At 71.1% G+C, this 13,186-nt stretch carries 9 protein-coding genes; 8 read left to right on the top strand and 1 reads right to left on the bottom strand.

All coding sequences use genetic code 11. The features are described from left to right. Nucleotides 1-79 precede the first annotated feature (79 nt). The 4 genes from ACFUO4_RS38015 to ACFUO4_RS38000 all read left to right on the top strand — a co-directional run bounded on the left by ACFUO4_RS38015 (nucleotide 80) and on the right by ACFUO4_RS38000 (nucleotide 6,696). Entirely contained in the window at nucleotides 80-1,657 is a 1,578-nt protein-coding gene (locus ACFUO4_RS38015; protein WP_383493628.1) for an FAD-dependent oxidoreductase, read from the top strand. Then, nucleotides 1,654-2,658: an alpha/beta hydrolase gene (locus ACFUO4_RS38010; RefSeq protein WP_383493625.1), complete on the top strand. Its 1,005-nt coding sequence runs from the start codon at nucleotides 1,654-1,656 to the stop codon at nucleotides 2,656-2,658. The genes ACFUO4_RS38015 and ACFUO4_RS38010 overlap by 4 nt, the downstream gene beginning before the upstream one ends. A 35-nt stretch (nucleotides 2,659-2,693) precedes the next feature. Next, nucleotides 2,694-4,973 carry an MMPL family transporter gene (locus tag ACFUO4_RS38005; protein WP_079312212.1) on the top strand — a complete coding sequence of 760 codons (2,280 nt, stop codon included), beginning with the start codon at nucleotides 2,694-2,696 and terminating at the stop codon, nucleotides 4,971-4,973. Nucleotides 4,974-5,082: 109 nt separating this feature from the next. Further along, nucleotides 5,083-6,696, top strand: coding sequence for an AMP-binding protein (locus ACFUO4_RS38000; RefSeq protein ID WP_079312210.1), 1,614 nt, complete (start codon nucleotides 5,083-5,085; stop codon nucleotides 6,694-6,696). A 499-nt stretch (nucleotides 6,697-7,195) separates the two neighbouring features. Here the strand turns inward: ACFUO4_RS38000 and ACFUO4_RS37995 are convergent, their stop codons facing one another. Continuing rightward, on the bottom strand, nucleotides 7,196-7,792 hold the full coding sequence (locus ACFUO4_RS37995) for a TetR-like C-terminal domain-containing protein (protein WP_383493622.1): 597 nt from the start codon (nucleotides 7,790-7,792) through the stop codon (nucleotides 7,196-7,198). Nucleotides 7,793-8,009: 217 nt separating this feature from the next. Between ACFUO4_RS37995 and ACFUO4_RS37990 the strand changes: the two genes are divergently transcribed. From ACFUO4_RS37990 to ACFUO4_RS37975, 4 genes are all read left to right on the top strand, one after another. Beyond that, nucleotides 8,010-9,254, top strand: coding sequence for a cytochrome P450 (locus tag ACFUO4_RS37990; RefSeq protein WP_383493619.1), 1,245 nt, complete (start codon nucleotides 8,010-8,012; stop codon nucleotides 9,252-9,254). Nucleotides 9,255-9,288: 34 nt separating this feature from the next. Beyond that, nucleotides 9,289-10,032 (top strand): nuclear transport factor 2 family protein, encoded by a 744-nt coding sequence (locus ACFUO4_RS37985; RefSeq protein WP_079312206.1) that lies wholly within the window; start codon nucleotides 9,289-9,291, stop codon nucleotides 10,030-10,032. Between the two features lie 225 nt (nucleotides 10,033-10,257). Continuing rightward, on the top strand, nucleotides 10,258-11,166 hold the full coding sequence (locus ACFUO4_RS37980; protein ID WP_383493616.1) for a bifunctional transcriptional activator/DNA repair enzyme AdaA: 909 nt from the start codon (nucleotides 10,258-10,260) through the stop codon (nucleotides 11,164-11,166). Nucleotides 11,167-11,464: 298 nt separating this feature from the next. Then, nucleotides 11,465-13,147 carry an FAD-binding oxidoreductase gene (locus tag ACFUO4_RS37975; protein ID WP_383493613.1) on the top strand — a complete coding sequence of 561 codons (1,683 nt, stop codon included), beginning with the start codon at nucleotides 11,465-11,467 and terminating at the stop codon, nucleotides 13,145-13,147. Nucleotides 13,148-13,186: the final 39 nt, after the last annotated feature.

The following is a 13,186-nucleotide window of genomic DNA, read 5'->3' as shown; positions in this document are numbered from 1 at the left end:
TCCGCGTCCCGCGGACCCGGCCCCGGGACGCGGAGGCACCGCACCACGCAACCCACAACGCACGAGAGAGGGCGCACACATGAGCCTCAACCCAGGTGCCCGAGGCGGGCACGGCGGTGCCGACCACGCCGTCGTGATCGGGTCGAGCCTCGCCGGAATGGCCGCAGCGCAAGCTCTGTCCCCGTACCTGAGCAAGGTCACCGTCATCGAGCGTGACCAGCTGAGCGTGGAGCCCCGCTGGCGGCGGGGCGTGGCCCAGGCGCGGCACGCGCACAACCTGATGGCCGCCGGCCACCGGGGCCTGGAGCAGCTGTTCCCCGGCATCACCGACGAACTCATCACGGCCGGCATGGTCCGCGTCCGGATGCCCGAGGACATGCTGCTGCTCGCCCCGGGCGGCTGGATGTCCCGCTTCGAGACCGACATGGCGATGCTGACCGGCACCCGCGACGTCATCGACGCGGTGGTGCGCGAGCGGCTGCGCAAGAACCCCAAGGTGGAGTTCGTCACCGAGCACGAGGCCCTCGGTCTCCAGGGCGGGCGCGACGGCGGCGTCGTCGGCGTCTGGGTGCGCGGCAAGGACGGCGAGGCGCGCACCGGCTGGGGCGAGAAGTACCTGATCGACGCGGACTTCGTCGTCGACGCCACCGGCCGCAAGTCCAAGGCCCCGCAGTGGCTGGAGGAGCTCGGCTACGAGCGCCCGCGGGAGTCCGTGGTCGACGCGAAGACCGCGTACGCCACCAGCGTCTACGAGCCGCCCGCCGACCACGTCGCCGACTGGTCCTGCATGCTGCTGATGGCCTCGCCCCAGACCCCTCGCCAGGGCATCCTCAACCCCATCGAGGGCGGCCGCTGGATGGTGTCGGTGTCCGCCAGCGGCGGCGACCGCCCGCCCACCGACCACGAGGGCCTGCTGCGCGCCGCCGGCACCCTGCGCGACCCGGTACTGCGCGACGTCGTCGAGACCGCCACCCCCGTCGGACCGGTCTACGGCTCGGGCCGCACCGAGAACCGCTGGCGGCACTACGAGAAGCTGAGCCGCTGGCCCGACGGCTTCCTCGTCATCGGCGACGCGTTCGGCGGCTTCAACCCTTCCTACGGGCAGGGCATGTCCGTCGCCGTGCAGTGCGCCCTGGTGCTCAGGGACCGGCTCGCCGCGCGCGGCACCCACGTCGGTCAGGCCGGCGCTCTGCGCAAGGCCTTCGCCCGCACCATGACCCCCGCCTGGCAGCTGGCCACCGGCATGGACTTCTCCTACCCCTGGGTCTACGAGGTCACCCGCCCCGACGTGGTGACCCGGCTCGGCAAGCGCTATGTGGACCGGCTCGCCGCCGCCGCCGTCACCGACCGGCACGCGGCGACGCTGATGCTCCAGCACACCCAGCTCATCGCCTCGCCGACCGCGATGTTCCACCCGCGGGTGATAGCCGCGGCCCTGCGCGGCCCGAGCGGCCCCGGCCCGGTCGGACCGCCCAGCACCACCCACGGCCTCGGTGCCCGCCGCTCCCAGGCCGAAGAGCGCGAGGCCACGAACATCGCGGACCTGTCCGCCCGCCGGAGCACCGGACCGGCGCAGCCCGCGCCCGAACAGGTGCCGACGGCGGCCGCGCCCAGCACCCCCGGTACGCCCGTGCACAACGCAAGGAGAACCCCATGACCGTCGTCCCGGCGCCTCTGCCCGAGGCGGACACCCCGCCCTGCGTCGGCGAGGACATCACCGTGCGCGTGCCCGTGGACGGCACCGACCAGCACATCGCCGGCCGGCTGCTCGTGCCCGAACAGGGGTCGGACACCGTCCAGGTGCTCATCCCCGGTCTCACCTACGACCGCCGCTACTGGACCGTGCCCGGCGCCTACGACTACAGCGCCCACATGCTGCGCGCCGGATACGCCGTGCTGCTGCTCGACCGCCTCGGCACCGGCGCCTCCAGCAGGCCGCACGGCGACGACGTCAACCTCGACAACCACGTGGAGAGCATCCACCGGGCCATCGCGCTGCTGCGCTCGGGCACCCCCGGCGGCCACCGCTTCACGCACGTGGTGAGCGTCGGCCACTCCTACGGGTCGGGCATCGCCCTCGTGGAGGCGGCCCGGCACGCGGACGTGGACGGCCTGGTCATCACCGGCATGCTGCACACCACGACCGACTTCTACGAAAAGGTCGACAAGGTCCACGACTTCTTTCACGAGGCGAGCAAGGATCCCCTGCTCGCCGGTCTCGGCGCGCCCGCCGAGTATCTGACGCAGCGTCCCGGACGCCGCGCCAGGATGCTCGAGTTTGCGGGCGGCATCGAACCGGAACTGTCCGCGCACAACGAACTGATCAAGTCCACCGCCACCTGGGGCGAGGGCAATTCACTGCCCGAGACCTACCGGCCCGAGCATTCGCGGGCCGTCAAGGTGCCCGTCCTGGTGGTGGTCGGGGAACACGACGCGCTCTTTTCCAGCCCGGCAGTGGGCTTCGCCGCCCACTCCGAGTCCGTGCACACCTTCGAGCGGGAGTACTACGCACCCGAGGCCCGGCTGGAGACCCACGTGGTCGCCGGCGTCGGCCACTCGCTGAACGTGCACCGGGGAGCCCCCGAGTTCTACGACCTGGCACGTGACTGGTTCGACCGCACTTTCGCGGCCGTGAGCGGACCCTCCCGGGCGGCGTGAAGCCGAAGTTCTCACCCACACATAGGAGGAATACGATGTTCGACAGGCTTTCACGCCTGGTGCTGCGCTCACCGCGCAAGGTGGTCCTCTTCACCTTGCTGCTGGTGTTCCTCGCCGGTGCCGCAGGCGGCGGCCTGCAGGACCGGCTCACCTCAGGCGGCTACGAGGCCACCGGCACCGAGTCACGTGCCGCGGCCGAGGAGCTGGAGAAGACCTTCAAGCAGGGCGAACCGAACCTGCTGCTGCTGGTCGAGGACAAGCGGAGCGTCGACGACGCCTCCGTCGCCGCGGCCGGCCGTGACCTGACGCAGAAGCTGGCCAAGGAGTCCGACCTCACCGACGTCGTCTCCTACTGGACCACCGGCAGCAAGGCGCTGCGCAGCAAGGACGGCCACAAGGCCATCGTGCTGGGCCGGATCAACGGCGACTTCGACGACCAGATCGACTGGGCCAAGAAGATCGACGAGAAGTACTCCGGCACCTTCCAAGGCCTCGAGGTCAAGACCGGTGGCTCGGCCATGATGTGGCACGAGAACATCGAGACCTCCAGCAAGGACGCCTCCAAGGCCGAGGGCATGGTCTTCCCGCTGGTCCTCATCGTGCTGGTCATCATCTTCGGCAGCGCCCTGGTCGCGCTGCTGCCGGTGGCCGTCGCCTTCGGAGCGATGCTGGCGTCGATGGGCGCGCTGTTCGCCATCACCTTCTTCAACGACACCTCCAGCGTCGTCGTCAACACCACCACGTTCCTCGGTATCGGTCTGGGCATCGACTACTGCCTGCTGTTCGTGACCCGCTACCGCGAGGAACTGCGGCTGGGCAAGGACATCAACACCGCGATCACCACCACCCTGCGCACCGCCGGACGCACGATCCTGTTCTCCGCGCTGACCGTGGCCGTCGCCTTCGTCGGTCTGCTCGTCCTGCCGTTCACGATGCTGCGCTCGCTGGCGATCGGCTGCATGACGACCGCCCTGGTCGCCGCCGCGGTCACGCTCGTCCTCGCGCCCGCGGTCCTGCGCTGGATCGGCCCGCGCGTCGACAAGTGGAGCCTGGGCAAGCGCAAGCAGGACCCGGCCAAGGACGGCGGCGGCTTCTGGCACCGCACGTCCACCGCGGTGATGCGCCGCCCGGTGCGGGTCGCCGTGCTCGTCCTGGCCGTCGTCATCACCCTGGGCCTGCCGGCCCTGAACATGAAGCTGCGGCTGCCCGACGAGGCGGTCCTGCCCTCCGACGCCAAGTCCGCCCAGGTCGCCCAGGTGCTCCGCGCCGACTTCGACACCCGTGAGCAGCAGGCGCTGACGGTGGTCGCGGCGAACGCCGGCAACCCGCAGGCGAAGACCGCCGCCATCGACACCTACGCCAAGGACCTCTCCAAGGTCGCCGACGTCAGCCGCGTGGACGCCCTGACGGGCACCTACGTCGACGGCGCCAAGGTCGCCGACGCGACCGAGGCCAACGCCCGGTTCGGGGTGGCCACGGGCACCTACCTGTCCGTGGTGCCGTCGGTCGACGCCTACGGGTCGCAGGGCGAGAAGCTGGTCGACGCGGTGCGTGACACCAAGGCACCGTTCGACGTGAAGGTGGGCGGTCCGGCCGCGGTCAGCGTCGACACCTTCGACACCCTGCGCGACAACCTGCCGCTGTCCGGGGCGATCCTGTTCATCGGCATGTTCCTGCTGCTGTTCCTGCTCACCGGCAGCGTGCTGCTGCCGCTCCAGTCGGTCGTGCTCACCGTGCTCAGCCTCACCGCCACCTTCGGCGCCCTGGTCTTCATCTTCCAGGAAGGCCACATGGCGAGCCTGTTCGGCGACTTCATCATCACCGGCAGCATCACCTGGACCGTGCCCATCATGTGCTTCGGCCTGGCCTTCGCCCTGTCGATGGACTACCAGGTGTTCATGCTGTCGCGGATCAAGGAGGAGTACGACCGCACCGGCGACAACGAGCTGGCCGTCGCCAACGGTCTCGAGCGTGTCGGCCGGGTCGTCACCTACGCGGCGGTCCTGCTCTCGCTGGTCTTCCTGGTCCTCATCACCTCCGGCATCAGCTACATGAAGGCGATCGGCCTCGGCATGGCGCTGGCGATCCTCATGGACGCCACGCTCATCCGCGGCGGTCTCCTGCCGGCACTGATGAAGCTGTTCGGTCGCGCCAACTGGTGGGCGCCCGGCCCGCTGCGCGCCTTCCACGCCCGCTACGGCCTCAGCGAGGCCGAAGCCGAGGCCGAGGCGGCGGAGGCCGCGCCGCGCATCCCCGGCGCCCGCAGCGGAAGCGACAGCGACAGCGGCACCCCGGTCACCAGCCGCCCGCACTGACGCCACACCGGCCGCCGCCGGCCCCGCCCCCGCGCACCGCGGGAGGGGCCGGCGGCGGCCCCGGCTCCAGGTGCCCCCCGAGAGGTCCTACGACGGAAGAGAACGGCCGATGCCCAAGACCAAGCGCCCCAAGAACATAGGGGCCCACTTCGACCACTTCGCCGGCAAGCCGGGGCCCATCTGGCACCTGGACCGGCCCTTCGACATCGCCCCGGACGCGGGCCGCGCCTACGACTCCACCTCGCTGGCGCACCTCGTGCAGGACATGTCGGGACGCCTGTACGCGGCGGGACTGCGCCGCGGGGACCGGCTGGCGATCATCAAGCACAACCACATGGACGTCGTCCTGCTGGCCGCGGCCGCGGCCCGTATCGGCGCCCTGCCCGCCATGATCACCTCGACCTTCCCGCCGGACACCCTCGGCAAGATGATGGACCGGCTCGATCCGAAGGTGATCGTCGCCGCCGACGACGTCCTGGTGGCCGCCGAGGAACAGGGCGTGCAACTGGCCGGTCCCGACACCCGGGTCCTGGCCGTCGAGGGCGAGCGGCTGCCCGCCGACGCCACCCGCCTCGCCGACCTCGCCGGCAGCGACATCCCGGCCCCCGACCTGCGCCCGGACTCCGAGCCGATGCTGCTCACCCACACCTCCGGCACCACGGGTGTGCCGAAGTTCGTGATGCACTCGGCGGACACCATCGGCGTGTACGGGGTGATGGAGACCATCCGCATCCCGTTCCTGTCGACGCGGCCCGACGACACCGTCGCCTCCTGCATCGCCTTCGTGCACTCGCGCGCGGTGACGTGGGTGATGGCCCAGTCGGTGCTGATCCCGTCCAAGGTCGTGGTGCTCGGCGGTTCCGACCCGGACGTGGTCGTCGAGACGCTCCAGCGCAACCGGCCCACCACCCTGGAGGCCTGCCCCAATATCTTCCAGCGCTGGGAGCACCTGCCCAAGACACACCCGGAGCTCTTCAGCGACGTGCGGATGTTCGTCTCCACCTTCGACGCCATCCACCCCAGCACGATCCGCGCCTTCATGCGGACCAGCCGCCGGCGGCGCCCGGTGTGGGCGCAGAGCTGGGGGCAGAGCGAGATCGGCCCCGCCACCCTCGCGCAGTACCCCAAGCGCAAGGTCATGCGCCAACGGGCCGACGAGCACGGCACGTTCACCCGCAACGTGGGCCGGCCGGTCCCCTTCGTCACCAAGATCAAGGTGGTCGACCCCGAGACCCGGCGCCCGGTCCCGCGCGGCAAGAGCGGCCTGGTCCTGATCAACGGCAAGGGCCGCTGCCTGGGCTACCTCGGCGAGCCCGAGCGCTACAAGGAGAAGGTCTGGGACGGCTGGTGGAACACCGGTGACATCGGCGTCCACCGCTGGAACGGCACCGTGGACATCCTCGACCGCGAGGTCGACGTCATCCCCGGCACCAGCGGCATCGAGCTGGAGAGCCTGCTGCTGGAGCGCCTGGAGGACGCCTCCGAGGTCATCGTGCTCGGCAACCCCAACGGGCTGCCCGTGCCGATCATCTCCACCCACAGCGGCACCCTGGACCGCGCCGCGTGGGAGCGTGCCACGGCCGGACTGATCCCGCTCGACGAGCCGCGGATCATCGACTGGGAGGAGTTCCCGCGCACCGGTACCTGGAAGGTGCGCCGGTTCGACCTGCGCGCGAAGGTGCTCCAGAGCCAGGAGACCTTCGGCAGCGGCCGGTGGACGTGAGAGCCTGCGTCATATCTCCGGTCGGATCAGCGCGCGGCGTCTGGTGCGTGCGATCGCAAGGCGCCGGAGCCGCCCGCGATGGGGGTGCCCCCGCGCGAGCCGTGCGAAGCGCGGTTCGAGCGTGGGGGAGGAGTCACGTGGGCGGTTCGGCAACGCGGCGAGCGTGCGTGCCAGACGTCGCGCGCCCGGCCGGGGATATGACACAGGCTCTGAGCGTGCCCGACACCTGACCGGGCCCGCGAGCCCTGAACACGGCGTTGCCCGGCCGACATCGGCCGGGCCACGCCCGGGTGGGGGGGGGGGTGTGGTGGGGGGGGGGGGGGCGGGGGGGGGGGGGCCCCCCGGGGGGGGGGGGGGCCCCCCCCCCCCCCCCCCCCCGGCCGGGGATATGACACAGGCTCTGAGCGTGCCCGACACCTGACCGGGCCCGCGAGCCCTGAACACGGCGTTGCCCGGCCGACATCGGCCGGGCAACGCCGTGTTCAGGGGGTGTGTTTCCTCATGCGGCCGGCACCGCCAGGCCGGCCAGCGCATGCTCGGTGATCGAGGCGGCCAGCTGCGGTGTGAGCGGGCCGGTGGCCAGCAGCAGCCGGAACCACAACGAGCCGAAGACCAGGTCGACGGCCGTGTCCAGGTCGATGTCGGGGCGCAACTGCCCCTGTTCCTGGGCGAGTTCGAACCGGGCGCGGGCGACGGTCCGGTTGGGTGTGTACACCTTGCGCAGGAAGGTCTCGGAAAGACGGGCGTCGGTGTGCATCTCGGAGATCACCGCCCGCAGGTGCGGGCCGATTCCTGGGTCGGCGAACAGCCGTGCTGTGGCGGCCAGTTGCTGCTCCAGGTCGGCCCGGATGTCACCGGTGCGCGGGAACCTCATGTGCGGCGCGACGGCATGCAGCAGCGCTTCCATCACGACGAGGTTCTTGGCGGGCCAGCCGGCCCGCACCGCCTCCTCGTCCACCCCCGCGCGGCGGGAGATGTCGCCGACGTCGAACGCGTCGTAGGCCCGCTCACGGCACAGGCCGAGCACGGCCTCGAAGATCCGCTCACGTGTCGTCACATCGTCTGCCACCAGGGCGGATTGCTCCACGCTTGTCATGCGCAAAAGCGTATGGCCCAAGTCCTCCACGGCCCGAGCCGAGCCCCCTGACAACAACTGGCCATGCAGGAAATGCCAGCTCCCCCACCCCCTGCCCGCTGTGGTTCCGTGAGGCCCACTGGCCGAAAGAGACAGCGAGCCCGCGCGGAACGGCGTGGGCGGAGCCGAATGTCCTGCGCGTCTGCGACAGGGGACAGCAACTCCATTCGGAGGACATGTGAGCGGCACGACGACAACGCGGGCCGGCGCCGGGGGCATGCTCGGCTTCGATCCCACGGACCCCGAGTTCCAGAAGGACCCCTACCAGCACTACCGGCGGCTGCGTGAGAGCAGCCCCGTCTTCCGCAGCCCGGCGGGCTTCTGGGTGCTCACCCGGCACCGGGAGTGCGACCTCGTCATGCGGGACCAGCGGTTCGGCTACCCCTCGCCCGCGGCGGCGACCCAGGAGGCGGCCGGCGAGGGGGCGCTGCCCGGCGGGTTCGCCGACCAGCGCCACATGCTCATCTTCATGAACCCGCCGGACCACACCCGAATGCGCCGCGTCCTGCGCGACACCTTCGGACCGCGGGTGATGCGCAGCGCCAACGGCTACATCGAGGAGCGCACCGAGCAGCTCATCGACGAAGCCCTCGGCAACGGCCCCGAGTTCGACCTGATCGCCGCCCTCGCCCACCGGCTGCCGTTCGGCGTGATCTGCCACCTGCTCGGCGTGCCGGAGCCCGACCACCCCATGATCGAGAAGTGGGCGCAGGACTACCTGGCCGGCGTGAGCCCCTCCTTCACCGTCTCCCAGGCCAACCACCAGGCCAGGGACGAGGCGCTCGCCGCGCTCAACGACTACTTCAGCGCGCTGGCGGCCGAGCGGCGCCGGACACCGGGGGAGGACGTGCTCAGCCGTCTCGCGGTCGCCGCCGACGCCGGGGAGATCAGCGAGCAGGAGCTTCTGGGCACCTGCATCCTGCTGTTCATCGCCGGACACGGCACGACCACCAACCTCATCGGCAACGGTGCCCTCGCCCTGCTGCGCCACCCCGACCAGCTCGCCCGGTTCCGCGCCGAGCCGGAGCTGGCGGGCAGCGCCGTGGAAGAGCTGCTGCGCTACGACTCGCCGTCCCACCTGTCCATCCGCGTGGCCTTCGAGGACGCCGACCTGGGCGAGGGGAACGTCGTCAGCGCCGGCGAGCAGGTCATCATCGTCCGGGGCGCCGCCAACCGTGATCCTGAGGCCTTCCCGGACCCCGACACCCTCGACCTGGGCCGCACCGACAACCGGCACCTCAGTTTCGCCTCCGGCCTGCACGTGTGCTTCGGCGCGCCCCTGGCCCGCACCCAGGGCAAGACCGCCCTCGGCACGCTCTTCCGCCGGGCCCCCGGCTTGAGGCTGGCCACCGACCGGTTCGCGTACAAGCCCAGCCTGCTCTCCCGCGCGCTGGAAGCCCTGCCGGTCACCACCGGCAGCTGAATTCCCTGGCCACGATCACACCTTGGAGATTCGTATGAGCACGAAGAACCTCATCGTGGAGGGCGTGCTGGCGCTGACCGGGGGGCCGGACACCGACGGTGCCCTCGAGAAGTACTACGCCCCCGACTTCATCCAGCACAGCCCGCTGACCGCGGGCGGGCACGAGGGCCTGCGCCAGCTGACCGAGCGGGCCAAGGGCGCGGGTGCCCGGTACGACCTGCTGCGCTCGCTCGGCGAAGGCGACATGGTGCTGCTGCACGCTCGGGTCACCGGTCTCGCCGAGGTGCCCCTCATCCTGTTCAACCTGTACCGCGCTGGCGACGGCAGGGTCCAGGAGCACTGGGAGGCGGTGGCCCCGGAGGTCGGTCCGACCGCGTCCGGCCACGACATGGGCGACGGCGTCGCCGAGGTCACCGACCTCGACCGCACGGCCGCGAACAAGGAACTCGTCGGCCGCCTGGTCGAGGAGGTCTTCGTCGGCGGCGATCTGCAGGCCCTCGACGGCTACACCGAGGGCGGCGAGCTGATCCGGCACGCCCCCGGAGCCGCCGACGGCGTGGCCGCACTGCGCGAGACGCTCACCGGTACCCAGTACCTCAAGGTCCACCACGTCGTCGCCGAGGGCAACTTCGTCTTCGCCTACTCCGAGGGCACCCGCGACGGCAAGCCGCACGCCTTCGGTGACCTGTTCCGCGTCGCCGACGGCAAGGTCGTCGAGTACTGGGACGTTCGGACCGAGGTTCCGCAGAACCTGGCGCACGGCAACGGCATGTTCTGAGCGGGGAGATCCGACCATGACCGATCCAGCGGGTCACACGTTCTGGAACACCCCCTCGGCACACGCGTATCAGGAGCGTCCGCCGGCGGACGGGCTCCCGGCCGAGGGCGACGACACCAGGGCGCGCGACACCGGGGCCGCTGGCACCTTTCCGCGCGACCCGGGCCGCGGAACGTCTCCGTGTCACCTCGCGGAGACCCCCGCGCCCGGCCGCGGGGGCAGCGGATGAGGGCGGCGCCGGCCCGGCTGCCGGCGGCCGCCGACGCGCACGCGTACGCCAGCGACGAACAGCGCTGGCGTGCGGTGCGCGAGCGCGACGACGCCGCGGACGGGGCGTTCTACTACGCGGTGACCACGACCCGGATATACAACCGGCCCTCCTGCACGGCACGGCTGGCCCGCCGGGAGAACGTGGAGTTCCACGCCTCGCTGGAGGAACTGCGCCTGCGGGGCTACCGGCCCTGCCGCCGCTGCCGGCCCGGCGAGCCGGAGCCGACCCGGGAGCACGCCGCCCTCGTGGCCCGTGTCTGCGGGCTCATGGACACCGCGGCCGCGCCCTTGAACCTGGACGAGCTGGCGCAGAGCGCCGGCTACAGCCGGTTCCACTTCCACCGCATGTTCAAGTCGCTGACCGGGCTGACGCCGCACACCTACTGGAGCGCCGTGCGGGCCCGACGGGTCCGCGAGGAGCTGCTCCGCGCGCGGACCGTCTCCGACGCCATCTACCAGTCCGGCTTCACCACCACGGGCCAGTTCTACGCGGTCTCCTCGTCGATCCTGGGCATGACCCCGCAGGAGTTCCGCGCGGGCGCGGCCGGCGTCGAGATCCGCTTCGCCCTGGCGGACACCGACGAGTCGCCGGTGCTGGTGGCCGTGACGCAGACCGGCGTGTGCGCGGTCCTGGAAGGCCCCGAGCAGGCGGCGCGCGAGCGGCTCGCGGAGCTCTTCCCGTACGCGGTACGGCGAGCCGACGACCGGTGCTTCGAAGCACGGCTCGGCCAGCTACTGGCGCGCCCCGCGGCCCTGCATCCGGTGCATCCGCTGCTGCCGCGGGAGGTCCGCCAGCTCTGCCGGGACGAGCGGATCCGCCAGTTGCTCCGGACCCCTGTGCACCCGGCCCCCGCCTCCAGGTAGTCACTTTCACACGCCACAGTGCCGGTGCCCGACACATGCCGTCGGGCACCGGCACTGTGGCGTGATCTTTACTGTGGAAAACCGCCGTCCGAGTCCGTGACCGGCTGAAAAGGCCCCCCACGTGCACCCCTTCACCTGGGACGAGCCCCCTGTGTTCACCCGCTTGTCGGCCGCTGTGCCAAGGCTCGGGGACGGCGTGAAAAGCCGCCGAGTACGAGCGCAATTTTCTGAGTGCCCGTGGCGTGAACCGATCTATAGCGTGGCCGTATTGACTCACCAGGACAAAGGGGTTGGCTCGATGGCTCGCCACGCTGAAGGCATCCACAGACGGAACTTCCTCACCGGGGGCGCGGCTGCCGGCGGCGCCGCCCTGCTGACGGGTACGGCCATGGCCGCACCGTCCGCGGCCGCGGAGAACGCCGCGAGCACGGTGTCACCGATCACCTCGGTGGGCCCCGGCGACAAGCGGTACAAGGACCTGAGCCAGGGCTGGAACCAGCGCTGGGCCGCCACACCGGAGAGGATCTGCCTCGCCGAGACGACCGCGCAGGTCCGCTCCGTCGTCCAGGCCGCCGTGACCGCCGGCAAGCGCCTGACGGTGCGCAGCGGCGGTCACTGCTTCGAGGACTGGGTCTACAACCCCGAGGTCCAGGTCATCCTCGACCTGAGCCGGATGGACCGGATCTACTACGACGCCGAGAAGAACGCCGTCTGCGTCGAGCCCGGCGCCCAGCTGCTGAACCTCTACGAGCGCCTGTACCGCACCTGGGGCGTCACCGTCCCCGCCGGCACCTGCTTCCAGGTCGGCGTCGGCGGCCTGGTCAGCGGCGGCGGCTGGGGCCTGCTGTGCCGCCAGCTCGGCCTGGTCGTCGACCACCTGTACGGCGTCGAGGTCGTGTGCGTCGACGCCGACGGCACCGCGTCGGTCAAGGTCGGCACCCGCGACCCGGGCGACCCCAACCACGACCTGTGGTGGGCCCACACCGGCGGTGGCGGCGGCAACTTCGGTGTCGTCACCCGCTTCTGGTTCCGCTCACCCGGCGCGACCGGCACCAACCCCGCCAAGCTGCTCCCGCAGCCTCCCGGGGAGGTGTTCCTGCACGCCACCGCCTGGCCCTGGGCCGACATGACCAAGGACCGCTTCGCCCGGCTGGTCAAGAACTTCGGCGACTGGCACACCAAGAACGTCAAGGCCGGCACCGTCAACGACAACCTGACCAGCGTGCTGTGGCTGAACCACAAGTCGGCCGGCTACATCGGCATGGTCACCCAGGTCGACGCCACCGTCCCGGACGCGCGGAAGATACTCGACGACTACCTGGGCGCCATCACCGAGGGCCTGGACGTGGCCAACGAGCCGATGAGCGTGCCCATGGGCGAGGTGGCGGCGATGCCCGAGCTCGCCGAGCCGCGCCGGATGCCCTGGCTGCAGGCGACCCGCTACATCGGCACCACCAACCCCACCCTGAACGACCCCACCTTCAGGTCCGACTTCAAGTCCGCCTACTACCGCAGGACTATGCCGACGGCGCACATCGACGAGTTCTACAAGCACCTCACGCGGGACGACCTGGTCAACCCCACCGCCGCGGTGCAGGTCAGCTCCTTCGGCGGTCAGGTCAACGCGGTCGCCCCGGACGCCACCGCCGCCCCGCACCGCGAGGCCGCGTACAAGGCCGCCTGGGGCCTGTGGTGGAACGACCCGGCCGCCGAGGAGATCTCGCTGCGCTGGATCCGCGAGTTCTACCACGGTGTCTTCGCCGCCACCGGCGGTGTACCGGTCATCAACGACCTGACCGACGGCGCCTACGTCAACTACGCGGACATCGACCTCAGCGACCCGAAGTACAACACCTCCGGGGTGCCCTGGCACGACCTGTACTACAAGTCCGGCTACGCCCGGCTCCAGAAGGTCAAGAAGGCGTATGACCCGCGGGACTTCTTCCGGCACAGCCAGTCGGTGAAGCTGCCGACCACCTGAGCCCCGTCACCCGCCCCGGCCGTCGGCCACCGGCACCCC

Origin of the sequence: Streptomyces sp. NPDC057280, from assembly GCF_042668605.1 — a bacterium.
GTDB lineage: Bacteria > Actinomycetota > Actinomycetes > Streptomycetales > Streptomycetaceae > Streptomyces.
The sequence above is the reverse complement of the archived record's forward strand: the minus strand, read 5'-3'. Positions and strand labels throughout refer to the sequence as shown.

Excerpts from the sequence above, each read along its gene's own strand:
- ACFUO4_RS37985 (WP_079312206.1), top strand. The coding sequence starts at position 9,289 with ATGAGCACGAAGAACCTCATCGTGGAGGGCGTGCTGGCGCTGACCGGG.
- ACFUO4_RS37975 (WP_383493613.1), top strand. The coding sequence starts at position 11,465 with ATGGCTCGCCACGCTGAAGGCATCCACAGACGGAACTTCCTCACCGGG.
- ACFUO4_RS37980 (WP_383493616.1), top strand. The coding sequence starts at position 10,258 with ATGAGGGCGGCGCCGGCCCGGCTGCCGGCGGCCGCCGACGCGCACGCG.
- ACFUO4_RS38000 (WP_079312210.1), top strand. The coding sequence starts at position 5,083 with ATGCCCAAGACCAAGCGCCCCAAGAACATAGGGGCCCACTTCGACCAC.
- ACFUO4_RS38010 (WP_383493625.1), top strand. The coding sequence starts at position 1,654 with ATGACCGTCGTCCCGGCGCCTCTGCCCGAGGCGGACACCCCGCCCTGC.
- ACFUO4_RS38015 (WP_383493628.1), top strand. The coding sequence starts at position 80 with ATGAGCCTCAACCCAGGTGCCCGAGGCGGGCACGGCGGTGCCGACCAC.
- ACFUO4_RS38005 (WP_079312212.1), top strand. The coding sequence starts at position 2,694 with ATGTTCGACAGGCTTTCACGCCTGGTGCTGCGCTCACCGCGCAAGGTG.
- ACFUO4_RS37995 (WP_383493622.1), bottom strand. The coding sequence starts at position 7,792 with ATGACAAGCGTGGAGCAATCCGCCCTGGTGGCAGACGATGTGACGACA.